Source organism: Nocardia veterana NBRC 100344 (genome assembly GCF_000308855.1).
Taxonomy (GTDB): domain Bacteria; phylum Actinomycetota; class Actinomycetes; order Mycobacteriales; family Mycobacteriaceae; genus Nocardia; species Nocardia veterana.
Window position 1 is genome coordinate 61,705 of sequence record NZ_BAGM01000092.1, and the last position, 25,819, is coordinate 87,523.

General features: G+C 68.5%; 26 protein-coding genes. 8 read left to right on the forward strand and 18 right to left on the reverse strand.

Annotated elements, in window-relative coordinates:
• Nucleotides 1-81: 81 nt before the first annotated feature.
• The 3 genes from ON37_RS16110 to ON37_RS16120 all read right to left on the reverse strand — a co-directional run bounded on the left by ON37_RS16110 (nt 82) and on the right by ON37_RS16120 (nt 4,154).
• Nucleotides 82-2,367: a polyribonucleotide nucleotidyltransferase gene (locus ON37_RS16110; protein ID WP_040720362.1), complete on the reverse strand. Its 2,286-nt coding sequence runs from the start codon at nt 2,365-2,367 to the stop codon at nt 82-84.
• 382 nt (nt 2,368-2,749) lie between these two features.
• Nucleotides 2,750-3,019, reverse strand: coding sequence for a 30S ribosomal protein S15 (gene rpsO / locus ON37_RS16115; protein ID WP_040720363.1), 270 nt, complete (start codon nt 3,017-3,019; stop codon nt 2,750-2,752).
• A 151-nt stretch (nt 3,020-3,170) separates the two neighbouring features.
• On the reverse strand, nt 3,171-4,154 hold the full coding sequence (locus ON37_RS16120; protein WP_040720365.1) for a bifunctional riboflavin kinase/FAD synthetase: 984 nt from the start codon (nt 4,152-4,154) through the stop codon (nt 3,171-3,173).
• Nucleotides 4,155-4,550: 396 nt separating this feature from the next.
• Between ON37_RS16120 and ON37_RS16125 the strand changes: the two genes are divergently transcribed.
• Nucleotides 4,551-5,213 (forward strand): metal-dependent transcriptional regulator, encoded by a 663-nt coding sequence (locus ON37_RS16125; protein ID WP_051031652.1) that lies wholly within the window; start codon nt 4,551-4,553, stop codon nt 5,211-5,213.
• A 31-nt stretch (nt 5,214-5,244) separates the two neighbouring features.
• On the opposite strand, the gene ON37_RS16130 is transcribed toward ON37_RS16125, so the two are convergent.
• Nucleotides 5,245-6,306 (reverse strand): tartrate dehydrogenase, encoded by a 1,062-nt coding sequence (locus tag ON37_RS16130; RefSeq protein ID WP_040720367.1) that lies wholly within the window; start codon nt 6,304-6,306, stop codon nt 5,245-5,247.
• Nucleotides 6,306-7,781: an NAD-dependent succinate-semialdehyde dehydrogenase gene (locus ON37_RS16135; RefSeq protein WP_040720368.1), complete on the reverse strand. Its 1,476-nt coding sequence runs from the start codon at nt 7,779-7,781 to the stop codon at nt 6,306-6,308. Before ON37_RS16135 ends, ON37_RS16130 begins: the two co-directional genes overlap by 1 nt.
• A 144-nt stretch (nt 7,782-7,925) precedes the next feature.
• Here ON37_RS16135 and ON37_RS16140 point away from each other — a divergent pair, with 144 nt between their 5' ends.
• Together ON37_RS16140 and ON37_RS16145 are read left to right on the forward strand one after the other, a co-directional pair.
• The gene (locus ON37_RS16140) at nt 7,926-9,167 is read left to right on the forward strand and encodes an aspartate aminotransferase family protein (RefSeq protein WP_040720369.1); all 1,242 of its coding nucleotides are present in this window, start codon (nt 7,926-7,928) and stop codon (nt 9,165-9,167) included.
• Between the two features lie 36 nt (nt 9,168-9,203).
• Nucleotides 9,204-9,704, forward strand: coding sequence for a DUF3830 family protein (locus tag ON37_RS16145; RefSeq protein WP_040720370.1), 501 nt, complete (start codon nt 9,204-9,206; stop codon nt 9,702-9,704).
• Between the two features lie 79 nt (nt 9,705-9,783).
• Here ON37_RS16145 and ON37_RS16150 read toward each other — a convergent pair whose 3' ends face one another.
• Nucleotides 9,784-11,175 carry an amidase gene (locus tag ON37_RS16150; RefSeq protein ID WP_245553221.1) on the reverse strand — a complete coding sequence of 464 codons (1,392 nt, stop codon included), beginning with the start codon at nt 11,173-11,175 and terminating at the stop codon, nt 9,784-9,786.
• 11 nt (nt 11,176-11,186) lie between these two features.
• Complete coding sequence (locus tag ON37_RS16155; RefSeq protein WP_040720371.1) at nt 11,187-12,152, reverse strand: D-2-hydroxyacid dehydrogenase; 966 nt, start codon at nt 12,150-12,152, stop codon at nt 11,187-11,189.
• 85 nt (nt 12,153-12,237) lie between these two features.
• Between ON37_RS16155 and ON37_RS16160 the strand changes: the two genes are divergently transcribed.
• The 3 genes from ON37_RS16160 to ON37_RS16170 are packed head-to-tail and all read left to right on the forward strand — an operon-like array spanning nt 12,238 to nt 14,391.
• On the forward strand, nt 12,238-12,978 hold the full coding sequence (locus ON37_RS16160; RefSeq protein WP_040720372.1) for a maleate cis-trans isomerase family protein: 741 nt from the start codon (nt 12,238-12,240) through the stop codon (nt 12,976-12,978).
• 8 nt (nt 12,979-12,986) lie between these two features.
• Nucleotides 12,987-13,733, forward strand: a complete 747-nt coding sequence (locus ON37_RS16165; RefSeq protein WP_040720418.1) for a maleate cis-trans isomerase family protein — start codon at nt 12,987-12,989, stop codon at nt 13,731-13,733.
• The gene (locus ON37_RS16170) at nt 13,720-14,391 is read left to right on the forward strand and encodes a GntR family transcriptional regulator (protein ID WP_040720373.1); all 672 of its coding nucleotides are present in this window, start codon (nt 13,720-13,722) and stop codon (nt 14,389-14,391) included. Before ON37_RS16165 ends, ON37_RS16170 begins: the two co-directional genes overlap by 14 nt.
• 7 nt (nt 14,392-14,398) lie before the next feature.
• Here the strand turns inward: ON37_RS16170 and truB are convergent, their stop codons facing one another.
• Both truB and npt read right to left on the reverse strand, forming a co-directional pair.
• Nucleotides 14,399-15,322 carry a tRNA pseudouridine(55) synthase TruB gene (truB, locus tag ON37_RS16175; protein ID WP_040720374.1) on the reverse strand — a complete coding sequence of 308 codons (924 nt, stop codon included), beginning with the start codon at nt 15,320-15,322 and terminating at the stop codon, nt 14,399-14,401.
• Nucleotides 15,322-15,960 carry a 4'-phosphopantetheinyl transferase Npt gene (gene npt / locus ON37_RS16180; RefSeq protein WP_281004686.1) on the reverse strand — a complete coding sequence of 213 codons (639 nt, stop codon included), beginning with the start codon at nt 15,958-15,960 and terminating at the stop codon, nt 15,322-15,324. The genes truB and npt overlap by 1 nt, the downstream gene beginning before the upstream one ends.
• A 189-nt stretch (nt 15,961-16,149) precedes the next feature.
• Here npt and ON37_RS16185 point away from each other — a divergent pair, with 189 nt between their 5' ends.
• Both ON37_RS16185 and ON37_RS16190 read left to right on the forward strand, forming a co-directional pair.
• The gene (locus ON37_RS16185; protein WP_040720376.1) at nt 16,150-16,650 is read left to right on the forward strand and encodes a GNAT family N-acetyltransferase; all 501 of its coding nucleotides are present in this window, start codon (nt 16,150-16,152) and stop codon (nt 16,648-16,650) included.
• Nucleotides 16,651-16,725: 75 nt separating this feature from the next.
• Entirely contained in the window at nt 16,726-16,956 is a 231-nt protein-coding gene (locus ON37_RS16190; RefSeq protein WP_040720377.1) for a DUF6374 family protein, read from the forward strand.
• A gap of 15 nt (nt 16,957-16,971) precedes the next feature.
• On the opposite strand, the gene ON37_RS16195 is transcribed toward ON37_RS16190, so the two are convergent.
• The 9 genes from ON37_RS16195 to infB form a co-directional block, all read right to left on the reverse strand.
• Entirely contained in the window at nt 16,972-17,358 is a 387-nt protein-coding gene (locus tag ON37_RS16195) for a hypothetical protein (RefSeq protein ID WP_157171465.1), read from the reverse strand.
• Nucleotides 17,359-17,566: 208 nt separating this feature from the next.
• A complete protein-coding gene (locus ON37_RS16200; protein WP_083893035.1) occupies nt 17,567-18,829 on the reverse strand; it encodes an alpha/beta hydrolase in 1,263 nt (420 codons plus the stop codon).
• A 202-nt stretch (nt 18,830-19,031) separates the two neighbouring features.
• Nucleotides 19,032-19,991 (reverse strand): metallophosphoesterase family protein, encoded by a 960-nt coding sequence (locus tag ON37_RS16205; RefSeq protein WP_085997311.1) that lies wholly within the window; start codon nt 19,989-19,991, stop codon nt 19,032-19,034.
• A 125-nt stretch (nt 19,992-20,116) separates the two neighbouring features.
• Entirely contained in the window at nt 20,117-21,415 is a 1,299-nt protein-coding gene (locus ON37_RS16210) for an MATE family efflux transporter (RefSeq protein ID WP_051031659.1), read from the reverse strand.
• Nucleotides 21,416-21,505: 90 nt separating this feature from the next.
• On the reverse strand, nt 21,506-21,838 hold the full coding sequence (locus ON37_RS31000) for a hypothetical protein (protein WP_051031653.1): 333 nt from the start codon (nt 21,836-21,838) through the stop codon (nt 21,506-21,508).
• A 2-nt stretch (nt 21,839-21,840) separates the two neighbouring features.
• Nucleotides 21,841-22,857 carry a DHH family phosphoesterase gene (locus ON37_RS16220; RefSeq protein ID WP_040720383.1) on the reverse strand — a complete coding sequence of 339 codons (1,017 nt, stop codon included), beginning with the start codon at nt 22,855-22,857 and terminating at the stop codon, nt 21,841-21,843.
• 79 nt (nt 22,858-22,936) lie between these two features.
• A complete protein-coding gene (gene rbfA, locus ON37_RS16225) occupies nt 22,937-23,380 on the reverse strand; it encodes a 30S ribosome-binding factor RbfA (protein ID WP_040720384.1) in 444 nt (147 codons plus the stop codon).
• 61 nt (nt 23,381-23,441) lie between these two features.
• Entirely contained in the window at nt 23,442-23,732 is a 291-nt protein-coding gene (locus ON37_RS16230) for a DUF503 domain-containing protein (protein WP_040720385.1), read from the reverse strand.
• An 85-nt stretch (nt 23,733-23,817) separates the two neighbouring features.
• Nucleotides 23,818-25,819, reverse strand: a 2,002-nt coding sequence (gene infB, locus ON37_RS16235) for a translation initiation factor IF-2 (RefSeq protein ID WP_083893041.1), incomplete at its 5' end; no start/stop codon positions are given.

Consider the following 25,819-nt stretch of genomic DNA (forward strand, 5'->3'; position numbering starts at 1 on the left):
ACCGTTCCGCCCGACGCGCGCGCCGAACCCGGGGAGGTCGTGGCGCGCGCGGAGGGCTTCTTCTTCGTCACATCCAACTATTTACTCGGCCGTGGCCTCGGCTGCAGCCGGAGCCTCGTCGGCGGCCGGAGCAGCGGACTCGGCGCTGTCCTCGTCGGAGACCGGGACCAGCGAGATCTTGCCGCGGTTATCGATATCGGCGATCTCGACACGGATCTTGTCGCCGACGTTCACCACGTCCTCGACCTTGCCGACCCGCTTGCCGTTGCCCAGCTTCGAGATGTGCACCAGACCGTCGCGACCCGGCAGCAGCGAGACGAACGCGCCGAAGGCGGTGGTCTTGACGACCGTGCCCAGGAAGCGCTCGCCGACCTTCGGCAGCTGCGGGTTGGCGATGGCGTTGATCGCGTCGATCGCGGCCTGCGCCGACGGGCCGTCGGTCGCGCCGACGAACACGGTGCCGTCGTCCTCGATGGAGATGTTGGCGCCGGTGTCCTCGGTGATCTGGTTGATGACCTTGCCCTTGGGCCCGATCACCTCGCCGATCTTGTCGACCGGGATCTTGATCGCGGTGACGCGCGGCGCATAGGGGCTCATCTCGTCCGGGGTGGCGATGGCCTCGGCCATCACGTCCAGGATGGTCAGGCGCGCGTCGCGGGCCTGATTCAGCGCACCCGCCAGCACCTTGGACGGAATGCCGTCGAGCTTGGTGTCCAGCTGCAGCGCGGTGACGAAGTCGCGGGTACCGGCGACCTTGAAGTCCATATCGCCGAAGGCGTCCTCGGCACCGAGAATGTCGGTCAGCGCGACGTAGCGGGTCTCGGCCTCACCCTTGTCGTTGGTGACCTCGTCGGACACCAGACCCATGGCGATACCGGCCACCGGCGACTTCAGCGGCACACCCGCGTTCAGCAGCGACAGCGTGGAGGCGCACACCGAACCCATCGACGTGGATCCGTTGGAGCCCAACGCTTCCGACACCTGACGGATGGCGTAGGGGAACTCCTCCTGGCTCGGCAGCACCGGCACCAGCGCCCGCTCGGCGAGCGCGCCGTGACCGATCTCGCGCCGCTTGGGCGAACCGACGCGGCCGGTCTCACCGGTGGAGAACGGCGGAAAGTTGTAGTGGTGCATGTAGCGCTTGCTGGTCTCCGGGCCGAGCGAGTCGACCTGCTGGGCCATCTTCACCATGTCGAGGGTGGTGACGCCCAGGATCTGGGTCTCACCGCGCTCGAACAGCGCCGAACCGTGCGCCCGCGGAACGACCGCGACCTCGGCGGACAGCGCCCGGATATCGGCCAGGCCACGCCCGTCGATGCGGAAACCGTCGGACAGGATGCGCTGACGCACCAGCTTCTTGGTGACCGAGCGGAACGCCGCGCCGATCTCCTTCTCGCGGCCCTCGAAGTCCTCGGCCAGCGCCGAGAGCACCTCGAGCTTGATCTCGTCGATCCGCTCCTCGCGCTCCTGCTTGCCGGCGATCGACAGCGCCTCGCTCAGCGGGTTCTTCGCGGTGCCCTCGACGGCGGTGTAGACGTCGGCCTCGTACGGCGGGAAGAGCGGGAACTCCTCGGTGGGCTTGGCGGCCAGCGCGGCCAGGTCGGCCTGCGCCTTGCACAGCCGCGCGATGAACGGCTTCGCGGCCTCGAGGCCTTCGGCCACAACGGTTTCCGTCGGCGCCTGGGCGCCGCCGTCGACCAGCTCGATGACCTTCTCGGTGGCCTCGGCCTCGACCATCATGATCGCGACGTCACCGGACTCGACGACCCGGCCGGCGACGACCATGTCGAACACGGCCTCCTCCAGCTGCTCGACGGTCGGGAACGCGACCCACTGTCCTTGAATGAGCGCCACGCGCACACCGCCGACCGGACCGGAGAACGGCAGCCCCGCGATCTGGGTCGACGCCGAGGCGGCGTTGATCGCGACCACGTCGTAGAGATCCTTGGGATCCAGGCTCATCACCGTGACCACGACCTGGATCTCGTTGCGCAGGCCGTCGACGAACGACGGGCGCAGCGGACGGTCGATCAGGCGGCAGGTCAGGATCGCGTCGGTCGAGGGACGGCCCTCGCGACGGAAGAACGAGCCGGGGATGCGGCCCGCGGCGTACATACGCTCCTCGACGTCGACCGTCAGCGGGAAGAAGTCGAACTGATCCTTGGGGTGCTTACCGGCCGTGGTGGCCGACAGCAGCATGGTCTCGTCGTCCAGGTAGGCGACGACGGAGCCGGCGGCCTGCTTGGCCAGACGCCCGGTCTCGAACCGGACGGTGCGGGTGCCGTAGCTGCCGTTGTCGATCAGGGCCACCGATTCGAACACACCGGGTTCGACCTCGATGGCGGAGCTCGTCTGGGATTCGGTCATATTTTGTCTCAACCTCTCGTCTTGCCGGATCCAACGCCGTCGAGGCGCGATCCGGCCGGGTGTCCCCGCGCTGCTTCTCCCTGCGCAGGGGCAGCCGTACCCGGGCTCGGGCGCGCGGCAGCCCTCCTGGCTGCGGCGCGACACCCGGCCGATCCCCCGTGGAACCGGCGACGCGGAGGCGGTCATCGATCGAAGCCCGCCGGCAACTCTCGCCGAAAGGCCACTACCGAAGACCGACGCCACGCGTGCGGGTGCATACGGCTGGTGCGGTGCCGATATACGACTAGCCGACGGGGAGATTCTATGCCTCCCCGTCGGCTGCGCGTTAACTACCTGTGATTGTCAGCGCGTCTGCCGTCGCGTCCGTGCGGGCGCGAACGGATCAACGCCGCAGTCCGAGCCGCTCGATCAGCGAACGGTAGCGCTCGATGTCCTTGTCCTGCAGGTACTTCGACAGCCGCCGGCGGCGACCGATCAGACCCAGCAGACCGTGGCGGGTGTGGTGATCGTGCTTGTGCACCTTCAGGTGCTCGGTCAGGTCGGAGATCCGCTTGGACAGCAGCGCGATCTGGGCCTCCGGCGAACCGGTGTCCTTCTCGTGCAGGCCGTACTCCTTGAGGATGGCCGCCTTCTGCTCGGTGGTCAGCGCCACGAATTCACTCCTTGTTTCTCAGTCCGCGCTCGAGGAGACCGGGAAATCCCGGGCGGGCGCCACCGCGGACCGCAGCAGACCCGACGAACCAGCCTACCGGACACACACGCGGGGACCGAATCGGCCCGGCGACCCCGGTACCTGGGTGCGCTCAGCTTCGCTCTTCGCTCGCTTCCGCGGCGGCGAGCACCTGCCGGGTCTGCTCGACATCCTCGCCCATGGCCCGGATCAGATCGTCGACCGAGTCGAAGCGGCGCATACCGCGCAGATGCTGGACGAAATCGACCGCGACGTGCTGACCGTACAGATCCGCCTCGGTATCCAGCACGAAGGCCTCGACGGTCCGGGTGCGGCCGGAGAAGGTCGGGTTGGTACCCACCGAGATCGCGGCCATGGCCCGTTTTCCGGGACGCGTGACACCCACCGTCTCACCGGCGGCGAGAACGGTGAACCAGCCCGCGTACACGCCGTCGGCCGGAATCGCCGCATGCATGGGCGGAGCCACGTTGGCGGTCGGGAAACCCAGTTCACGGCCGCGGCCGTCGCCGTGCACGACCACACCTTCGACCCGGTGCGGCCGGCCGAGCGCATCGGCGGCCGCGGCCATGTCGCCGGCGTCGACGCAGGCGCGGATATAGGTGGAGGAGAAGGTCACGGCGTGCTCGCCGACCAGCTTCACCCCGTCCACCTCGAAGCCGAACCGGCCGCCCAGCTCGCGCATGGTGTCCACGGTGCCGGCGGCCTTCTTGCCGAAGGTGAAGTTGTCGCCGACCACGACCTCGGCCACGTGCAGCTTCTCGACCAGCAGGTCGTGGACGTAGCGGCCGGGCGTGAGCTTCATGAACTCCTGCGTGAACGGCATCACCAGGAACACATCGATACCGAGTTCCTCGACCAGCTCCGCGCGCCGCGTGAGCGTGGTGAGCTGCGCCGGATGCGATCCCGGACGCACCACTTCCATCGGATGCGGGTCGAAGGTCATCAGAACCGAGGGAACACCGCGCACCGCAGCGGATTTCACCGCGCGGCTGATCAATTGGGCGTGACCGCGGTGCACACCGTCGAACACGCCGATGGTGAGCACACACCGACCCCAGTCCGGTGGCATTTCCTCGAGACTTCGCCATCTCTGCACACACCGAAGCCTACGCAAGCACGGTCACGAACCGGGATTCGGCAGTGCAGTTGTTCACCCGGCCGTCACCCGGCGCCGACACGAGCCGTGGCGCGGATACCCCCGCTGCCTGCTCCGGCCGCGTCGCTCCCGCTGTGCCCGACGGCGGGATCCGCGGCGGCCTCCGCGGTTACGCACGCTGCCTGCTCCGGCCGCGTCCCGGCCCCCGCTGTGCCCGACGGCGGGATCCGCGGCGGCCTCCGCGGTTACGCACGCTGCCTGCTCCGGCCGCGTCCCGGCCCCCGCTAAGCTCGATACGTGCCCGGAAAACGCGATGTCGCCACCCGGCGTGAGCTGGCGGATTCAGCTGCGCCATCACCGTCTCCCGATGGGGGCGCGGCCGGGCATGCGCCTAACGTGGCGCCGTCGCTGTCGTCGGTCGCCCAGGATTACCTCAAGGTGATCTGGAGCGCGCAGGAATGGTCGCAGGAGAAGGTGTCGACCAAATTGCTGGCCGAACGCATCGGGGTCTCCGCGTCCACGGTGTCGGAAGCGGTGCGCAAACTCGCCGATCAAGGACTGGTCGAACACGCCCGCTACGGCTCGATCACCCTCACCGACAACGGTCGCCGCGCCGCGGTCGCCATGGTGCGCCGCCACCGGCTGATCGAGACGTTTCTGGTCAGCGAACTCGGCTACGGCTGGGACGAGGTGCACGACGAGGCCGAGGTCCTCGAACACGCGGTATCGGAGACCCTCGTCGAACGCATCGACGCGAAACTCGGTCACCCCGACCGTGATCCGCACGGCGACCCGATTCCGTCGGTCGACGGCGCGGTACCGACTCCACCCGCCCGGCAACTCAGCGCGTTCCAGGCCGGCCAGTCCGGGCGCGTGGCACGCATCTCCGATTTCGACCCGGCCATGCTGCGCTATTTCGATTCGGTGGGCATCGCGCTGGACACCGTCATCACCGTGGTCGAACGCCGCGATTTCGCCGGCACCATAGCGGTGCGCATCGGCGAGCAGACCATCGACCTGGGAAGCCCTGCGGCCGAAGCCATCTGGTTGACCACCTGAGTGATCCGGCCGCAGTCGGCCGGGTGCCCGCTCAGCGCGTGACCAGTGCCGCGGCCCGCTCGGCGATCGCGGTGCCGAGTTCGGCCGTGGTCGCGGTTCCGCCCAGATCCGGCGTGCGCACCGCCCCCTCGGCCAGTACGTCGCAGACCGCGCGATCGACCGCCGCGGCCGCCGCGGATTCGCCCAGATGCGCGAGCATCATCGCACCGGCGAGGATCTGCGCCACCGGATCGGCGATCCCGCGGCCCGCGATATCGGGCGCGCTTCCGTGCACCGCCTCGAACATCGAGGGCGCGTCGCGAGCGGGGTTGATATTCCCGGACGGCGCCAGCCCGAGGCCACCGGTGACCGCGGCCGCGAGGTCGGAGAGGATGTCGCCGAACAGGTTCGAGCCGACGATCACATCCAGCCGATCCGGATGCAGCACGATTTCGGCGGCCAGCGCGTCGACGTGCATCTGCCGGGTCTCGACCTCCGGATATTCCGCCGCGATTCGTTCGAAGATGCTGTCCCAGTACGGCATCGAGTGGATCAGGCCGTTCGATTTGGTGGCCGAACAGAGTTTGCGGTCACGCCCGCGCGCCTGTTCGAACGCATACCGGATGATCCGCTCACAGCCGGTGCGGGTGAATATCGACTCCTGGACCACGAATTCGTCCGGCCGCCCGGGATTGTGGGTACCGCCGATGGCGGAATATTCGCCTTCGGAATTCTCGCGGACGATGAGAATGTCGAGATCATCGGCGGTGCGTCCGCGCAGCGCGGATTCGGTACCGGGCAGCAGTCGCACCGGTCGAAGATTCACGTACTGACCGAACGCCCGGCGTAGCGGAATCAGCAGGCCCCACAGCGAAATATGGTCGGCCACACCGGGAAATCCCACCGCGCCGAGCAGAATCGCGTCGAAATCGGCCAGCTGCCGGGGACCGTCCTCCGGCATCATGGCGCCGGTGCGCAGATACTGCTCGCACGACCAGTCGAATTCGGTCCACGCGATATCCGGGAGCACCGCGTTCAGTACTTTGACGGCCTCCACCGTCACGTCCACGCCGATCCCGTCGCCGGGAATCGTGGCTATGCGATACCTCGGCATCACAGTGCCACACCGATGTACTTGGTTTCCAGGAACTCGTCGATGCCGGCGAAACCGCCCTCGCGGCCGAGGCCCGATTCCTTCACGCCGCCGAACGGCGCCGCGGGATTCGACACCACGCCCTGATTGAGCCCGACCATTCCGGTGTCGAGTGCCTCGCTCACCCGCAATCCGCGCCGCAAATTGTCGGTGAACACATACGACACCAGGCCGTAGGGCGTGTCGTTGGCGCGTTCGATAACCTCGGCCTCGGTGTCGAAGACGGCCAAACCCGCGACGGGCCCGAAGATTTCGGTGCCGAACATCGCGGCATTGTCCGGAACGCCGGTCAGGACGGTGGGCGGATAGAAGTGCCCGGGGCCGGCCGCCGGAGAGCCGCCGAGCAGAACCGTGGCGCCACGATCACGGGCATCGGCGACCAGCTCGGACACCTTCGTCACCGCGGCCGCATCGATCAGCGGGCCGACCACCACTCCCGGCTCGGTGCCGGGTCCCATCGGCAGCGCCGCCATCCGCTCGGTGAAGCGGCGGGTGAATTCGTCGGCGATGCCGCGCTGCAGGTAGATCCGGTTCGCCGCGGTGCAGGCCTGACCGATGTTGCGCATCTTGGCCGCGAGCGCGCCCTCGACGGCGGTGTCGGGATCGGCGTCGTCGAACACGATCAGCGGGGCGTTGCCGCCCAGTTCCATCGATGTGCGCATCACTGTTTTCGCACACTGCTCGAGCAGCAGTTTCCCGACCGCCGTCGATCCGGTGAACGACAGTTTCCGCGACCGCGGGTCGGCGATGACGGCGGCGGTCACGGCCGCCGGATCGGACGTGGTCACCACGTTGACCACCCCGTCGGGAACCCCTGCGGCGGCGAGCAGTTCGGCGATCGCGAGCGTGCACAGCGGCGTCTGCTCGGCGGGCTTCACCACGCAGGTGCAACCCGCGGCCAAGGCGGGGCCGATCTTGCGGGTGGCCATCGCCATCGGGAAGTTCCACGGGGTGATCAGGACACTCGGCCCCACCGGCCGCCGGGCCACCACGAAGCGCGACCCACCCGTCGGGGCGGGCAGATAACCACCGTCGAGACGCACCGCCTCCTCGGCGAACCAGCGAAAGAACTCCGCGGCGTAGGCGACCTCACCGCGCGCCTCGGCCAGCGGCTTGCCCATCTCGGCGGTCGCGATGCGGGCGAGCCGGTCGGTGTCGTCGATGAGGGCCCGATGCGCCCGCATCAGGATTTCCGACCGGGCGCGGGGCGGGACCTCCGCCCACGCGGCCTGGGCGTCCGCGGCGGCCGTCAGCGCCGCCACGCCGTCCTCGGGGCTCGCATCGGCGACGGTGGTCAGCGTCCGGCCGGTCGCCGGGTCCGTCACCGCGAACCGCTCGGCTGCCGCGCGCCACCGCCCCCCGATGAACAGATCGGTCGGAACACTGTCGATCGCCGCGACCGTCGCCGCGTCCGCCTCCGCCACGGTGTGCGTCATCGCTCGCTCCTCAGCTCGCACCATTTCGGATCGGCGCCGCCGTTGCCGTCACCGCCGCGGCCATGTTATACACATTGTCAACAATCCGACAATAAGTCCGGCCGTTGCGGCACGGATTTCCCGTCGCCCGGGAGGCGGATCACCATGACTGCACTTTCCCCCGTTCTCCGCCAGGCCACGCCCGTCACGGTCGACCACGGCGAGGGCTGCTACCTCTACGGCACCGATGGACGCCGCTATCTCGATTTCACCGCCGGGATCGGCGTCACCAGCACGGGACACTGCCATCCACGGGTGGTCGCGGCCGCGCGTGAACAGATCGGCAGTCTCATCCACGGCCAGTACACGACGGTCATGCACCGCCCGCTGCTGCGGCTGACCGAGCGGCTCGCCGATGTCCTTCCCGCCCATCTGGATTCGGTGTTCTTCGCCAACTCCGGCAGCGAGGCCGTGGAGGCGGCGCTGCGGCTGGCACGGCAGGCCACCGGCCGCCCGAACGTGGTGGTGTTCCACGGCGGATTCCACGGTCGCACGGTGGCCGCCGCGACCATGACCACCTCGGGCACCCGGTTCTCGGCCGGGTTCAGCCCGTTGATGGGTGGCGTGCACGTGGCACCGTTCCCGACCGCGTACCGGTACGGCTGGTCGGAGGAGGAGGCCACCGACTTCGCGCTGCGCGAACTCGACTACATCCTCGCCACGCTCACCGCCCCCGCGGAGACGGCCGCGTTCGTCGTCGAGCCGGTCCTCGGCGAAGGTGGCTACATTCCCGGCAACACCCGGTTCTTCCAGGGACTGCGCGAACGTGCGGATCGGCACGGCATTCTGCTGATCTGCGATGAGATCCAGACCGGCTTCGGCCGCACCGGAAAGTTCTTCGGGCACCAGCACTTCGATGTGCGGCCCGATGTCATCACCATCGCCAAGGGGCTGGCCAGCGGTTTCCCGCTGTCCGGCATCGCGGCCCCGCAGGACCTGATGGCCGCGGCGTGGCCGGGCTCGCAGGGCGGCACTTACGGCGGGAATGCCGTGGCCTGTGCGGCCGCGGTGGCCACGATCGATGTGATCGAATCCGAGGGGCTGGTGGACAACGCCGCGGCGCGTGGCGAGCAGCTACTGGCCGGCGCTCGGGCCGGTGCCACCAAGGCGATCGGTGACGTGCGCGGTCTGGGCCTGCTCGTCGGCTGCGAATTCACCACGGCCACCGGCGAACCCGATACCGCGGCCGCGGCAGCGGCCCAGCAGCTGGCGGTCCAGCGCGGTCTGCTCCTGCTGACCTGCGGGGCCTACAGCAACGTGGTGCGCATGATTCCACCGCTGATCGTGACCGCCGAACAGATCGACGAGGCGCTGGCCATCTGGAACGGAGTTCTGGACGAGATGTGACCACGTCGGCGACACCCAACGGACAGGGGACTCTCGATGACCCGATATCTCACCATCACCCTCACCAAGGCCGGCGTGCGCGCCCGCGCGCGATTGCTCGACGAGCAGGCGCCGCGGACCTGCGCGGCGGTCTGGGACGCGCTGCCGCAGGAGGGTGACGCGTTCCACGCCAAGTACGCGCGCAACGAGGTGTACACCCTGGTGCCGCGCATCACCGCGGCGCCGCATCGCGAAAACCCCACCGTCACACCGATTCCCGGTGACGTCTGCCTGTTCGACTTCGAACCGTGGGAGATCGGCAATCCGGCCTACGGTTACGAACCGGGTTCGGCCGCGCACGCCGCGCAGGGCGCCACCGACCTGGCACTGTTCTACGACCGCAACAACCTGCTGCTCAACGGTGATATGGGCTGGGTTCCGGGCAATGTCTTCGCGACCATCGAGCAGGGCCTGCCCGAGTTGGCCACCGCCTGCAACGCGCTGTGGCTGCGCGGCGTGGAAGGCGAAACCCTGTCCTTCACCCGGGCTTCGGACTAACTCGGCAACGCGAACACACGGCCGGCCCGGACCTTCGTTCCGGGCCGGCCGCGCCGCGAGTGCCGGCGCGGCCCGCGAGTCAGCTCAGCACGGCTTCGGCGAAACGGGCCAGTGCCAGGACGAAATCGTCGGAGTGGCGCGGCCCCACGATCTGCAACCCCACCGGCATCCCCGCCGCGGTGCGCCCGGCGGGAATGCTGATCGCGGGCTGCTGGGTGAGATTGAACGGATAGGTGAACGGCGTCCACTGCGGCCAGCTGTCCATCGAACTGCCCGGTGGCACATCACATCCCGCGTCGAAGGCGGTGATCGGCATCGTCGGCGTGATCAGGACGTCGTGGGCGGTATGGAAGGCGCCCATGGCGATGCCGACCTCCGCGGCGACCGCGCGGGCGGCGAGATAATCGACCGCGCCCAGCGAGCGGCCGCGATCCCACATGGCGCCGAGACCCGGATCGACCCGATCCCGGGTGCCGGCCGGGAAGGTCGAGAGCATGGCCGCCGCACCCGCCGCCCACATCGTCTCGAAGGCGTCGCGCGGATCGGCGAAGCCGGGATCGGCCTCGACAACCCGCAGACCGGCCTCGTCGAGCGCCCGCACGGCTGCCGCGACCACCGCCGCGACCTCCGGATCCACCTGTGCGAAACCGAGATTCGCCGAATAGCCGACCGTCGCACCGCGCACCTCGCGCTGCAGTTCACCGCGGAACGTCAGCAGCGGCGGCGCGGCCGCGGTGGGATCGCGGTGATCCGGCAGCGAGAGGATGTCCATCAGCAGCGCCACGTCCTCGACGGTGCGCGCGATCGGTCCGGCATGCGCCAACGGCCCGAACGGACTGGCCGGATAGAGCGGGATGCGGCCATGGGTGGGCTTGAACCCGACGACGCCGCAGAACGAGGCGGGGATGCGCACGCTGCCCCCGCCGTCGGTGCCGATCGACACCGGCCCCATCCCCGCCGCCACGGCCGCTGCCGAACCACCGGAGGAGCCGCCGCAGGTCTTGCCGGGATCCACCGGGTTGCGGGTGATACCGGACAGCGCGCTGTCGGTGGTGGCCTTCCACGCCAGCTCCGGCGTGGTGGTCTTGCCCAGGAAGACCAGCCCGTCCTCGCGCAATCGCGCGGTGGCGGGGCTGTCGATCGGCCACCGGACATCGCGCCGGATCGAGGTCGAGCCGCGCAGGGTCGGCCAGCCCTCGGTGAGAAAGACGTCCTTGATCGAAATCGGCACGCCGTCGAGCAGGCCCTGCGCATGCCCGCTGTGCCAGCGCGCCTCGGACTCCTTCGCCTGCACCATGGCACGCTCCGGATCGACCAGGCAGAACGCGTTCAGGACATCGTCGCGGGCCGCGATCGCGTCCAGCGCCGCTCTGGTCGCCTCGACGGGAGACAGGGCCCCGGCCGAATAGGCGGCGGCCAACTCGGCCGCGGTCATCGCCGCGGGGTCGGTCCCGATCTCGGTGTGGGCCATCGTGACTCCCTTCAGCTCGGCACGTAGCCCAGCTTCTTGTCGACCACATTCGATAAGGGCCGGCCGCTGGCCCACCGCTGGAAATTGTCGGCGAACGCGGCCACGATCTCAGCTCGCCAACCGACGAAGTCACCGCTGTTGTGCGGGGTGACAACGACATTCGGCAGATCCCACAGCGGATGGCCGACCGGCAGCGGTTCCGGATCGACCACGTCGAGGGCCGCACCGGCCAGCGCGCCGCCGCGCAGCGCCGCGACGAGATCGTCGGTGACCACCGATTCCCCACGCCCGACGTTGACGAAACGCGCATGCGGTTTCATCGCGGCGAAGGCACCGGCATCGAACAGGTGCCGAGTCTGCGGAGTCAACGGGGTCACGCAGACGACGTAGTCCGCCGCGGGCAGTTCGGCATGCAAATCCGTTGCCACCACACCGAAATCGGGGTCGCCGACGCGGGCGGTGCGCCCGACCGCGCGCACCCGCATGCCGACCGCGCGCAACAGCCGGGCGATGGCCCGCCCGATCGAGCCGGTCCCGACCACCAGGACGGTGGCCCCCGTGATCCGTTCGGACTCCCGGTGCCGCCACTCGTGCCGTTGCTGCAATCGCAGCGATTCCGGCACGTCCTTGGCGAAGTTGAGGATCTGCGCGAGAACGTATTCCGCGATGGGCTGATCGAACAGCCCGCGGGTGTTGGTGACCACCACCTCGCTGTCGATCAGCTCGTCGAACATCACGGCGTCGACGCCGGTGGCCCCGACGTGTACCCACCGGATGCGATCGGCGCGATGCCACACTCCCGGAAGCGCCGTGCTCCGGAAGTCGGAGACGAACAGGATGTCGGTGCCGGGGAGTGCGTCGGCGAGGCCGGCCCCGTCGACACAGCGAACGTCGGCCTGTTCCACCACCGGACGCAGGTGTTCCGCGTCGGGCTCGACGCCGTCGCACAGGACGGTGACAACTGGGCCCGCGTTCATATTGACAGGCTAAAAACCCATCGTATGCTTGTCAACAATCCGATTGTGTGCGGAGGTTTGTCGCCCGAACGCGAGAGGGGCCCTCGTGGAACTGAATTTTCCCGAGCTGGACGGTCCGGTCGCGCAACGGGGTATCGGAATCATCGCGCCGTTCGATCTGGCGCTGGAGCGGGAACTGTGGCGGTGGGCGCCGCTGGAAGTCAGCCTGCATCTGGCGCGCACCCCGTACGAACCGGTGCCGGTCTCCCTCGAGATGGCCGAATTGGTCTCCGACGCAGCACATCTCACCGCCGCCACCCGTAACGTCCTGCACGTGGAGCCGGAGGTGATCGCCTATCTGTGCACCTCCGGCAGCTTCATCAAGGGGCTGGCCTACGAACGATCGCTGCGCGACACCATCTGCCGAGCCGGCGCCCGCGATGCGGTGACCACCTCCGGAGCGTTGATCGAAGCCGTGCACACACTGGGCCTGAGGCGTCTGTCGGTCATCACCCCCTACGACGAGATCCTGACCGGGAAGCTGCACGACTTCCTGCGGGAGGCTGGATGCGAGGTCCTGCGTTCCGACCACCTGGGACTCGGCGGCGGAATCTGGAAGGTCGGCTACCGGACGATCGCCGAGCGCATCATGGCCGCCGATGATCCCGACGCGGAGGCCATCTTCGTCAGCTGCACCAACCTCCCCACCTACGACCTGGTCGCACCGCTGGAAGAACTGCTCGGCAAACCGGTGCTGACGGCCAATCAGCTGACCATGTGGGCCTGTCTGGGCCGGATGAAGCTGCCGATGATGGGACCCGGCAAGTGGCTACAGAACGTTTTCTAGGAGGCGCTGTGGAACGGACACCGACGGTCGGGTTCATCTATCCCGATCACGCCGCCGAGGACGAATACGACTGGGCCGCAGGGCGACTCGGGGTCGACCTGCGCGTCGCCCACATCTACGGCACCGACCTGCACGCCGTCCCCGAACTGCTCGAGCTCGGTAGTCCGGACAAATTGCGCCGGGGCGCGCGATTGCTGGCGCCCTTCGACCCGCTGGCGGTGGTGTGGGCCTGCACCTCCGGCAGTTTCGTCTACGGACCGCAGGGAGCGCGGGAACAATCGGACGGCCTCGCCCGGATGTGCGGGGTCCCGGCGTCGAGTACCAGTTTCGCGTTCGTGGCGGCGGTGCGGGCGCTCGACGTCCGCAGCGTTGCGGTGTGCGCCAGCTATCCGGACGAGGTCGCGGCGCTGTTCGTCGATTTCCTCGCCGCCGCCGACATCCGAGTGGTCTCCATGACCAGCGCCGGCATCGATACCGCCGCCGAGGTGGGCACACTCACACCCCACCAGGTGCTGGCACTGGCGACGGCCAACGATCACCCGGAGGCCGAGGCGCTGCTGATTCCCGACACCGCGATGCATACGATACAACTGCTGCCGGAGCTGGAATCAGCGCTCGGCAAGCCGGTGCTCACCGCGAACCAGGTCACCGTCTGGCACGGGCTGCGACTGGCGGGCCTACCCGTCCAACCGTCCCCGTCCGGGCCGGGACTCGGAACGCTCTTCTCGGAAAGGCCGATTCATGTCGGTGATTGAGTTCGAACCCGTGAACCGGCAGTCCACGGCGGAAATGATCGCCGACCGGCTGCGGGCGGCGATCGTGCACGGCACGCTGGCACCGGGCACCCAGCTCGTCGAGGCCGATCTGGCCGCGCAATTCGACGTGTCCCGCGGACCCGTCCGAGAAGCCATGCAGCGCTTGGTCTCCGAAGGTCTGCTGCACAGCGTGCGCCACCGCGGCATCTTCGTCATCGAACTCAGTCTGGCCGACATCGTGGACATCTACCGGGCGCGCACCGCGATCGAGGGTGGCGCGTTGGATCTCATCCTGGACGGTCGCCGCGAGATCGCCTACGCCGCACTGGAACCCAGCATCGAACAGATGCGGGCCTGCGCCGATCGGGGCGACGCCACCGGGGTCACCGACGCCGACCACGCCTTCCACCAGGCACTGGTGGCCAGCGCCGACAGCCCACGCCTGGTCCGCGCGGCGCGGACATTGCTGATCGAGACGCGGATGTGCCTGGGCGCGCTGCAGACGACCTACACCGACCTCGACGACCAGGTCCGCGAGCACGTCGCCTTGCGCGAGGCGATCGCCGCGGGTCCACCACGCGACGTGCGCGAACTACTCGTCGGGCATATGCGCGACGCGGTGCAGCGGCTCGGCGATCAGCTGCGCGACGACGGATAGTCCCGGATCAGTCGACGAGCCCGCGCGGGCGCACGACGAAAACCGGTGAGGAGCGCCTACCCTTCTCCTCCAGCAGGGCGATGGTGCGGCCCTCGGCGGTCGTGGCCGCATGCACGCCGCGCACGCCGACCGGATCCAGCCACCGCCCGTCGCGCAGCGATTCGGCCTGGTTCGCATCGATCTCGCGCTGCGGAAAGGCCAGCCGCACAGCGGCATCGATATCGAGGTCCACCCCGGGGTCGTCGGCGAGCTGCGCCAGGGTGCGGGCGTGCTCGAGCGTGAACGGGCCGACCCGGGTGCGGCGCAGTGCGGTCAGATGGCCGCCGACCCCCAGCGCGGTACCGAGATCGCGGGCCAGTGCCCGGATATAGGTGCCCGACGAACAATCGACCTCGACGTCCAGATCGACGAATGTGGTTGCCCCGGTATCGATATCGCGGCGAGCGAGGATCTCGAACCGGCTCACCGTGACCCGCCGGGCCGCCAGTTCCACCTGCTCCCCCGCCCGGGCTCGGGCGTACGCGCGTTCCCCGTTCACCTTGATCGCGCTGACCGTCGAGGGGACCTGATCGATCTCGCCGGTGAGATCGGCCACCCCGGCGGCGATATCGGTATCGGCGATCCGGTCGGCGGGGATGGTGGCCAGCACCTCCCCCTCGGCGTCGTCGGTGACCGTGGCCTGCCCGAGCCGGATCGTCGCGGTGTAGGACTTGGTCGTCAGGCTCAGCAGGCCGAGCAGTTTGGTGGCCCGCTCGACGCCGAGCACCAGCACCCCGGTGGCCATCGGGTCCAGGGTGCCGGCGTGCCCGATCTTCCTGGTGCGCAGAATCTTCCGGCATTTCGCCACCACGTCGTGACTGGTCTGCCCGCCGTCCTTGTCGATCACGAGCAGCCCGCCGAGGGCGTCGACGGCCGGTGCGTTGTCGCCCATCAGCCCGCCACGATCGCGGTCAGGATCAGCCCGTCGGTAATCGTCCACCGGCCGTCGAACGAGGTCAGCGGCGCCCCACCGTCGACGGTCTGCCCCGGGACCAGCAGTGCGCTGTGGAAGGTGCCCGCGGTACCGGACTCGTCGAGTGTGAAAGTGATGTGCGCGTCCTCGAATCCGAGCCAGCGCAGCGTCAGCGGGAACCACGCCTTGTAGGTGGCCTCCTTGGCGCAGAACAGCAAGCGGTCCAGGTGCAGCCCGGTGGCGGGGATCGCACCCCGCAGCCACTCGCGTTCGGCGGGCAGGCTGACCGAGTCCAGGACACCCTCGGGCAGGGTGTCGTGCGGTTCGGCGTCGATGCCCACCGAGCGCCAGCGCAGCCGGTGCGCCAGCACCGCCGCCCGGTAGCCGTCGCAATGGGTGAGGCTGCCGACCACGCCGCGCGGGAACAGCGGCATACCCCGCTCACCCTTGCCGATCGCGGCCGGTGGCTCACCGAGCTGCGCGAGCGCCAGCCGCGCGCAGTGCCGGGCGCCGATGAAGTCGCGCCGGCGCTTCTCGACCGACTGCGCGATCAGATGTTCCTCACCGGGATGCGGTTTCAGATCCTCCGGATACCGCAACAGCTCCGCCGCGGCCACTCCCGCGGGCAGAATGCTGCCGATGACGCGCGCCTGTTCCTCGATGACCGCCTCCTGAGTCGAGCCTGCCTGCGCTACGAGCCTAGCGGTGCGGGCACGGTCCGGACGCGGCCAGCTCCGGGGAAGCCGTGACCGGCACCGGGATAGCCCGATGGATCGTGGCCGACGAAGCCCGTAGAGTCGCGCGGCATGTCCCATCGGCTCGCCACCGCCACGCCCGCCGACGAGCCGCTGCTGTGGGCGATGCTGTTCGAAGCGGCGCATGCGGCCGAGCAGAACATGACCACTCCGGACGAACTGCGCGCGCTGCCCGAATTGGCTCGCTACGTCGAGGGATGGGGCCGCAACGGTGATCTCGGGATCGTCGGCGGGCCGGACGGTGGCGCGGGTGCCGCATGGCTGCGACTGTTTCCCGCCGACAACCCCGGCTACGGCTATCTCGACGACGCCGTACCCGAACTCGCGATCGGGGTGGCGCCACGGCTGCGCGGCACCGGACTCGGAACCGCCCTGCTGCGGCGCCTGCTGACCGAGGCCCGGGAGCGCTACGACGCGGTGAGTCTCAGTGTGCGGCAATCCAATCCGGCACTGCGCCTGTACGAGCGACTGGGTTTCGACATCGTCGCCGGCTCGCAGGTCGTCAACCGGGTCGGCACGACGAGCCTGACCATGGTGTATCGCTTCCGCTGAGTCCCGCAGGCGGCAGCACACCACATCCGGCGGCAGGTATCGAAAGTATGTTCGAAGTGGAGTAGTCTCCCGCCCATGGAGCTCACCCCGCTGGAGTACGCACGACTGCACCTGGAACAGGTCCGCGCCCAACTCCTCGACGCGGCGGCGTTCGACAAGGCGCTGACCCCCGATCAGCTGGAACGGGCCGCATGGAGAATTCGCGAGGGCCTGCGGATCTACCGCGAGCACACCGAACCACACCGCACCGCCCGCCCCGGCGCCGCCTGCCTGGACTATCGGGGCGCATACCGGCGCTCGTGGTGAATCGAACGGCGACCGCTACGGCGATTCCGGCCGTGTCCATGGGGTCGGCGCCTCGGCCGGAGCATCCGCAGACGACACGCTGTACGGCTCGTCCATCCCGGCGCCGGGATGGACGATCGTCTCCGGAAAGGCGAATTCCACGCCGGTCCCGGGGAAGAAGGGCGGAGTCGATCCCGCCAGGCTGAGATCACCGTCGACGCTCTGCCGGACGGCGAGCCCGAAGCCGTCCGACGTCCGCGCGAACGCCGCCCGTGGCCGGGACAGGCGACCGACGTCGACCGGCCACCCGGCCTCGGACCACCCTCGCACGATCAGATCGAAGGTCCAGTCGAGGCGGTCGGCCGGGACGCCGATGATCCAGTAAGCGATATCGAAGAACACGGTGTCGGCACGGCCGTCCACGCAGGGCAGTAATACACCCCCGTGAAAACGCGCGCCCGGAATCCTCGGATGGCTGAGCGCGAGCCGAACATCGATCGGAAGGGCGATCAGCGTGCGCTCGAGGTACCTGAACAGCCGCCGCGCCGGCTCGGTCGCAGCTCCGCCCGCTTCCGATCCGTGGCTCGCAGGTTCGTCGTTCACGCCGGTCGATATCCGTTCTGCTCGGGGTTCACGTCACCATATCGCCGCGACCGGTGACGATGAGACCGATATTTTCCGATGCCGGATTGGCGGAATCCAGGTAATGGGTTGCCTGGTGTTCTTCGGCATTCCACGTCACGCTGCCGGGCGCCGAACTGGAGGTGAAGGTGGTTGCGCCGAAATCCGGTTCGGTCGGAGCCGTGCCGTGAGTCCTGGGCATCAGCTGAACATGATCGTGCGGTGCCATGGTGGCGTACACGTGTTCGGCGTTGCGCTCGGGAGCGATGCCGGCGAGACGCAAATCGGTGACGTGATCGGCACCCGTACCCCAACTGCCGACCAGTACCAGTTCGTCGGTCGCCAGCGCACCTCCTCGACCGGCCGCATGACCCGCCAGGACGCCACCGTAGGAATGGCCGATGGTGCTGGTATGCGCACCACCCCCCTCGTGGGTGATGCGCAGCCCCTCGTGAAACCGCCGGGCGGCGGCGGCACCATCGGCGGCGAACTGTGGAAATATCGACTGGACCGTCGAGCGCGGATTGTCGTACCCACCCCACAGTGTGACCGACGTGCGGGCGCTCGGATCGACCGCGAGAGCGGCGTCTCGTACCTGGTGCAACGTCTGTTCGGCATAGCCCACCGGGAATTTCGTCCCAGCCGGATTGAGCAGGACCGCGGCGTGATCGGCCAGATCCGGGTTGTCGAGGGAAAAGGCGAAATGCCAGTTGTCATCGATATGCGAGAGATAGATGCCGGAGTCGCCACGCTCGGCCGTGGCCAGCATCCCCGCTATTTCTCGATAGTTTTCCGCCCGCTCGTGGTCGCCCCGTTCCCTCGCTCGATTCCACAGGGACTCGAGCGTCGTACGGTTGTAGTGGTCGCGTTCCGCGTGCGGAATGCCGTCCCGATTTCCGATGAACGGGTCGGCGCGGTACAAATCATCCTTTTCCGATTTCGACAATCCAGACCATGCCCGGTACATTTCTCGGGGACTGTCCGGTAGGCCGATATCCTGATTCCGGAGCGCCGGACTCGCCGTCGGGGCACTTCTGCCGACCGGGCCGCGCTTCAGCATGGCAGCGATCTCAGCGTCCGTAGCAAGGAAATTCCGATTGCCGTGCAGCAGCTCGTCTCGCGCTTTGCGGTAGACGTTCTCGGATATCTCGTGACCGATACGCATCACCACGGCCTCGAGCCGCCGAGCGAGAATGTTCGCGCGAAGAATGCCGGGATGTACGTCCCTGGGTAGCGATTCGGCTGCTCTCCATATCGGGCCGAGCTCGCTCATCCCATACTCCGTGTGGCAGGCCGGTCATCGCCGCCGGGCTCGTCGACCCTGCATCCTGGTGCGGAGCGCCGGTTCGAGCCCGTGCGTCATCAGCCAGTGTGCCAGATCGCCTGCGGCGGTGACCGTTTCGCGCCCGACGCGCCGGATTTGTCGACCGTCCGGTATGCGGCGCCATCCAACCCGTGCGGTCAGTCCCGCGATATCAGTTCACGCCGCGGCGGCGGTCGGCGAGGCGGCGCATTTCCGCCGCGGCCGCGCGCATCTCCGGAGTGATCTTGAAGTGGCCGCCCCACTCGTTCAGATCGTTCGGGCCGTACTCGGGGGCGGGCAGGATCTGGCGCAGGAGCCGGTCCGGGAGGCCACGGCGCTGCCATTCGCGGGGATAGCCCAGCGATACCTCCTCGAAGCGCACGCCGTCGTAGAACGTGGTGCGCGGAATGTGCAGATGGCCGTACACCGAGCACACCACGTTGTAGCGGGTATGCCAGTCGGCGGTCTCCTCGGTGCCGCACCACAACGAGAATTCCGGATAGAACAGCATCCGGGTGGGCTCGCGCACCATCGGGAAATGGTTGATCAGGACGAGCGGCGTTCCCTCCGCGAGCGCGTCGAGCCGCCGGCGGGTGTACTGGACCCGAGCCCGGCACCAGGCATCGCGGGTCACATACGGGTCGCTGGCCAACAGGAATTCGTCGGTCGCGACCACATTGCGATCCCGGGCGATGGTCAGGGCCTCGGCCTTCGTCCCGGCCTCCTCGGGCATCCACGAATAGTCATAGAGGATGAACAGCGGCGCGATCGTCACCCGGCCCCCGTACTGTTCCGCGCCCGCGCCCTCCCACACCGGGAAGTCGTCCTCCGGCGTCACCACGTCCAGATCGCGGCACATCGAGACCAGATAGTCGTAGCGCGGCGCGCCCTTGATCTGCACGGGGTCCTTGGTCGTGGTCCACAGCTCGTGGTTGCCGGGAACCCAGATCACCTTGGCGAAGCGCTCACGCAGCGTGCGCAACGCCCAGCGGATGTCGTCGGTCTTCTCCCCGACGTCACCGGCGACGATCAGCCAGTCCTCGGGCGAATCCGCGCGGATCTGCTCGACCACCGGCTTGTTCCCCTGATGACCGACATGGATATCGCTCACCGCCATCAACTTCGGAATCACCGTTCCACCATCCCATGATCTTGTGGGTGCCGGCACACCCGGCCTCCACCCGCGGTCCCCTAGTCCGTGATCCGCCGCACCGCCGCAGGTCGTGAGCCGCCGAGCTCTGCGACTCATGCGGTCGCTCACGACGAGCGGGGAATCTCGCTCCCGACCCGCGCCCAGCGTCCGGACAGTGCGCGCCCGCTCACCGCGGCCAGGCGCAGCAGAATGAACGCACTCAATCCGGACCAGATGCCCGCGACACCCCAGTCGAACGACAGCGACAGCCAAATCGCGGGCAGGAATCCGACCAGCGCCGCGGCCATCGTGGTGGTGCGGAGGTACGAGGCATCGCCCGCACCCAGCAGCACCCCGTCGAGCGCGAACACCACCCCGGCCGCGGGAATCAGCGGAACGAAGAACCACCAGATGACATGCACCCGGTCGAGTACCGCGGGATCGTCGGTGAACAGCTGCGGCACGGCGGCGTATCCGGCGGCGAAGATCACCGCGAGCGCCACCGCGAAGACGGTGGACCACAGCGTAATCCGCCGGGCCAGCCCACGCGCACCCGAGGCGTCGCCGGATCCCAATGCCGCGCCGACCAGCGTCTGTGCGGCGATCGCCAGCGAATCCAAGGTCAACGACAGGAAGTTCCACAGCTGTAGCACGAGCTGATGCGCGGCCACCGAGGCGGCGCCGAACCGAGCGGCAACCGCACCGGCCGAGACGAAACAGGTTTGGAACGCCAGGCTCCGCACGATCAGATCCCGGCCGAGCACGAGCTGCGCCCGCATCACCCCGGGATGCGGACGCAGCGGAACCCGCTGCCGCACCAGGGCAGCGACGAACAACCCCGCCGACACGACCTGCCCGGCGACATTCGCCACGGCCGAACCCGCCAACTCCAGCCGCGGGGCCCCCGCCAGCCCGTGCACCAGCAGTGGGCACAGCAGCGCCGAGACCACAAGTCCCGCAACCACATACGCCAGCGGACGACGGGTGCGCTGCACTCCGCGCAGCCATCCGTTGCCCGCCATCGTGAGCAGGATCAGCGGCACCCCGAACAGCGCGATCCGCAACCAGCGCAACGCCTCGTCCGCGATATCGGCACCACCCGCGATCACGTCGACGACGGGACGCGCGAACACCTGCAGGACCACCACGATCACCAGCCCGACAGCGACGGCCAGCCAGCTGGCCTGCACCCCTTCGGCCACGGCGCCGCGTTCGTCCCCGGCGCCGTGCCGACGCGCGGAACGCGCGGTGGTCCCGTAGCTGAGGAAGGTCAGCTGGGTACCGACCTGGCCGAGTATCAGGCCACCGACGGCGAGTCCCGCCAACGCCAGCGCCCCGAGCCGGCCCACCACCGCCATATCGAACAGCAGGTAGATCGGTTCGGCGACAAGCACTCCCAGCGTGGGTACCGCGATCCCGAGGATGCGGCGGGGGCCGGTGGCACGCGCCGCCTCCCGGTCCGCTCTGCTGTCCCCCGCCGCGACGTCGGCTTCCGAACCTGCCCCGGACACGGCTCAGTTCCCGCCCGCACCGTCGGCGCGACGGAATACGAAGGGATCCTGATTCAGCGGTCCGTTGTCGACCCGGAAGGCCGCATGCTCCCCGGCCGCCAGCTCGACCTCCACCGCCGACCGGGTCGCCGGTCGAGCGAACCCGCGGTAGCGCAGGGTGAACTCGATGCGATGGCGACCGGGATCGAGTGCGTCGAACGTGTGCACCGCACCCCACCGCAACCGGACCGGATCGGCGCCGTCGACGCCGACGTACGGGATCGCGGAGGCGCGCAGGACCCACCGATTCACTCGATGTGCGCGCACGCATACCGAGATCCGGCCCGCATCACCCATATTCAGTGCTCCCGGCCCGGGGTCAACTCGGCGAGCAGATCCGCGACCAGGTCCTCCGGGGCACCGTGCGTGGTGTACCCGGCGGCGTAGCGGTGACCGCCACCGCCCAGCCGGGTCGCGACCTGTGCGACGTCGATGGCATCACCGGTGCCGACGCCGCTGTCGCGCGAGCGCAGCGATACCGTCCAGCAGCCGGCGTCCGATCGCGACTGTTTGAACACCGCCGCCACATCGGCTTCGGCCGTCGTGCGGACCACGTCGATGACGCTTTCGACTTCCTCCGAACGCAATCCGTCGGCGTCCTCGCTGCGGACGAAGGCATAGACCAGGCCCGCGCCACCCGCGGCCTGCGGGTCCAGCCGCGCCGAACCGAGCACTCGCGACAGCATCGGCAACCAGCCGAACGGATGCGTGTCCATCAGCGTGCGAGTGATCCCCGCACCGTCGATCCCGGTGGCGAGCAAACGATCAGCTAGCAGATGGGTGCCCGGGCCGCCCCAGCGGAAACAGCCGGTATCGGTCACCAGACCCGCGAACAGGCAGTGCGCGATATCGCGATCGATCTCCTCACCCCAGGCGTCGAAGAGCCGCGCCAGCACGCTGGTGGTGGACTCGGCCGTCTCGTCGATCAGGTTCACCGTGCCGAACCGAGTGTTGGAGCGATGGTGATCGATCACCAAAGTTGTTGCGGCACCGTCGATCCGGTCCGCCAGCGCGCCGAGGCGGCCGACGCTTCCACAATCCACGGTGACCAGCAGGTCGACCCGCTCCGCCACCCGATCGGCGGGCACCAGATGGTGCACGCCCGGCAGCGAGCGCATCGACGCCGGCAGTTCGGCCGGTTCGGCGAACGAGACCTGGACCGGGACGCCGCGGCGGTGCAGCACCAGGGCCAGGGCCAGCCCGCTGCCGACGGTGTCGGCGTCCGGCTGCACATGGCACAGCACGGTCACCGATCGGGCGGCCGTCAGGACCTCGACCGCCGCGGCCGGATCCGCCGACGACGTCACAGCTGTCATTTCCAGGCTCGATTCTCCGGCGATCGGACCGGAGCACCCTGGTGGGCCCGGCCGTCCGCCGCATCGACCGCCGTAGCGGTCAGTCTTCCTCGTCGGGGTCGGGTTTGTAGGGATCGGCGTCGCCGGCATGCGTCGCATTCGCCGCGACCTGCGCCACCTTCTCGTCCGCGGCGCGGGCCTTCGCCAGCAACTGCTCCATCTCGCGTGCCGCATCCGGCACGGTGTCGAGCACGAAACTCAGCGACGGGGTGAATTTGATCCCGGTGGCGGCGCCGACCTTGGACCGCAACACACCCTTGGCCTTCTCCAGTCCGGCGGCGGCACCCGCGAAATCCGGTTCGGTGGAAAGGTTTTCACCCATCACCGTGTAGTAGACGGTCGCTTCCCGCAGGTCACCGGTCACCTTCGCGTCGGTGACGGTGACGAAACGCAGCCGCGGATCCTTGATCTCGTATTCGATCGCCGTACCGACGATGGAGACGATCCGCTTCGCGAGTCGGCGTGCCCTGGCCTGATCCACCATGGCGGGCCCTCCTCACTTTCTTCGATACCGCCGCCGCGTCGGCAACGGCACCACATGTCGTTCAGTCTTCGGGTCCGAAGATGCGGCGGCGTACTGCCAGCAACTGTAACTCCGGACGGGCCGCCACGTGGCGTTCACACTTGTCCAGCACCGCTGTGAGATGTCCCATGTCGGAGCTGACCAGCGCGACGCCCAGCCGGGAGCGGCGGTGTCGATCATGATCGCCGGCCTCCGCGGCGCTGACCCCGAACCGTTGGAGTTCGGCCAGGACCGGGCGGATCACCGAGCGCTTCTGTTTCAACGAGTGCACATCGCCGAGCAGGATGTCGAACTCCAGTGCTCCGACGAACAAGGGCTCACCTCTTCGCTTGTCACGACACGCCGACCGAGCGAGCGTCACGTCCGATCCCGGATGTGACGCTCGCTCGTCGTCGAACTCAGTCGCGCGGCTTCTCCCGAAGCTCGTAGGCCTCGATGATGTCGCCTTCCTTGATGTCGTTGTAGCCCAACGTCATACCGCACTCGAAGCCCTCGCGAACCTCGGTGACATCGTCCTTCTCGCGACGCAGCGACTGGATCGTCGTATCGGCGATCACGACGCTGTCACGCAGCAGACGGGCCTTGGCGTTGCGCTTGACCGACCCGGAGGTGATCATGCAGCCGGCGATATTGCCGAACTTCGAGGAGCGGAACACCGCGCGGATCTCGGCGCGACCCAGCTCGGCCTCTTCGTAGATCGGCTTGAGCATGCCCTTGAGGGCCTTCTCGATCTCGTCGATGGCCTGGTAGATCACCGAGTAGTAGCGAATGTCCACGCCCTCGCGGTTGGCGAGTTCGGTGGCCTTGCCCTCGGCCCGGACGTTGAACCCGATGATGATCGCGTTCGACGCCGACGCCAGGTTGACGTTGGTCTCGGTGACACCACCGACACCGCGGTCGATGACCCGCAGCCGGACCTCGTCGCTGATCTCGATGCCGAGCAGCGCCTCTTCCAGGGCCTCGACCGTACCGGAGTTGTCGCCCTTGAGGATCAGGTTGAGCTCCGAGGTCTCCTTCAGAGCGGCATCCAGATCTTCCAGGCTGATCCGCTTGCGGCTACGCGCGGCCAGAGCGTTGCGCTTGCGCGCGTTGCGCCGGTCGGCGATCTGCCGGGCGATCCGGTCCTCCTCGACGACCAGCAGGTTGTCACCTGCGCCGGGCACCGAGGTGAAGCCGATGACCTGCACCGGACGCGACGGCAGCGCCTCTTCGACGTCCTCGCCGTGCTCGTCCACCATGCGGCGGACGCGGCCGTAGGCGTCGCCCGCGACGATCGAATCGCCGACCCGCAGCGTGCCGCGCTGCACCAGCACGGTCGCCACCGGACCGCGGCCGCGATCCAGGTGCGCCTCGATGGCGACACCCTGGGCGTCCATATCCGGGTTGGCCCGCAGGTCCAGCGCCGCGTCGGCGGTCAGGATGATCGCCTCGAGCAGCTTGTCGATATTGATCGCCTGCCGCGCGGAGATGTCGACGAACATGGTGTCGCCGCCGTACTCCTCGGCCACCAGGTTGTACTCGGTCAGCTGCTGCCGGATCTTCTCCGGGTTCGCGCCTTCCTTGTCGATCTTGTTGACCGCGACCACGATCGGCACGTCGGCCGCCTGCGCGTGGTTGATCGCCTCCACCGTCTGCGGCATCACGCCGTCGTCGGCGGCGACGACCAGCACCGCGATGTCGGTGGCCTTCGCACCGCGGGCACGCATGGCGGTGAACGCCTCGTGACCCGGGGTGTCGATGAAGGTGATCAGCCGCTCTTCGTCACCGACCTCGGCCTGCACCTGGTAGGCGCCGATGTGCTGGGTGATACCGCCGGCCTCGCCCTCGCGGACGTTGGTCTTGCGGATGGTGTCCAGCAGTCGGGTCTTACCGTGGTCGACGTGACCCATGACGGTCACCACCGGCGGGCGGACCTCGAGGTCGGACTCGTCGCCCTCGTCCTCGCCGTAGCTGAGGTCGAAGCTCTCCAGCAGCTCGCGATCCTCGTCCTCCGGCGAGACCACGTGGACCACGTAGTTCATCTCGCCGCCGAGCAGCTCGAAGATCTCGTCGTTGACCGACTGGGTCGCGGTGACCATCTCACCGAGGTTGAACAGCACCTGCACCAGCGAGGCCGGGTTGGCGTTGATCTTCTCGGCGAAATCGGACAGCGACGCGCCGCGAGCGAGTCGGATGATCTCGCCGTTGCCGCGCGGCAGCCGCACACCGCCGACCGACGGTGCCTGCATGTTCTCGTATTCGGCGCGTTTCGCCCGCTTCGACTTGCGGCCCTTGCGCGGCGCACCACCGGGACGACCGAAGGCACCCGCGGCACCGCCACGACCGCCGCCGCCACCGGGACGACCGCCGCCACCGGGACGACCCCGGAAGCCACCGGCCGCGGGCGCACCCGCGCCACCG

Bases quoted from the DNA above. Each gene is read 5' to 3' on its own strand.
- ON37_RS16185 (WP_040720376.1), top strand. From the start codon at position 16,150: ATGTCCCATCGGCTCGCCACCGCCACGCCCGCCGACGAGCCGCTGCTG.
- ON37_RS31000 (WP_051031653.1), bottom strand. From the start codon at position 21,838: ATGGGTGATGCGGGCCGGATCTCGGTATGCGTGCGCGCACATCGAGTG.
- ON37_RS16155 (WP_040720371.1), bottom strand. From the start codon at position 12,152: ATGAACGCGGGCCCAGTTGTCACCGTCCTGTGCGACGGCGTCGAGCCC.
- ON37_RS16220 (WP_040720383.1), bottom strand. From the start codon at position 22,857: ATGACAGCTGTGACGTCGTCGGCGGATCCGGCCGCGGCGGTCGAGGTC.
- ON37_RS16130 (WP_040720367.1), bottom strand. From the start codon at position 6,306: ATGCCGAGGTATCGCATAGCCACGATTCCCGGCGACGGGATCGGCGTG.
- ON37_RS16150 (WP_245553221.1), bottom strand. From the start codon at position 11,175: ATGGCCCACACCGAGATCGGGACCGACCCCGCGGCGATGACCGCGGCC.
- ON37_RS16170 (WP_040720373.1), top strand. From the start codon at position 13,720: ATGTCGGTGATTGAGTTCGAACCCGTGAACCGGCAGTCCACGGCGGAA.
- rbfA (WP_040720384.1), bottom strand. From the start codon at position 23,380: ATGGTGGATCAGGCCAGGGCACGCCGACTCGCGAAGCGGATCGTCTCC.
- ON37_RS16110 (WP_040720362.1), bottom strand. From the start codon at position 2,367: ATGACCGAATCCCAGACGAGCTCCGCCATCGAGGTCGAACCCGGTGTG.
- ON37_RS16200 (WP_083893035.1), bottom strand. From the start codon at position 18,829: ATGAGCGAGCTCGGCCCGATATGGAGAGCAGCCGAATCGCTACCCAGG.
- ON37_RS16190 (WP_040720377.1), top strand. From the start codon at position 16,726: ATGGAGCTCACCCCGCTGGAGTACGCACGACTGCACCTGGAACAGGTC.
- ON37_RS16140 (WP_040720369.1), top strand. From the start codon at position 7,926: ATGACTGCACTTTCCCCCGTTCTCCGCCAGGCCACGCCCGTCACGGTC.
- truB (WP_040720374.1), bottom strand. From the start codon at position 15,322: ATGGGCGACAACGCACCGGCCGTCGACGCCCTCGGCGGGCTGCTCGTG.
- ON37_RS16135 (WP_040720368.1), bottom strand. From the start codon at position 7,781: ATGACGCACACCGTGGCGGAGGCGGACGCGGCGACGGTCGCGGCGATC.
- ON37_RS16145 (WP_040720370.1), top strand. From the start codon at position 9,204: ATGACCCGATATCTCACCATCACCCTCACCAAGGCCGGCGTGCGCGCC.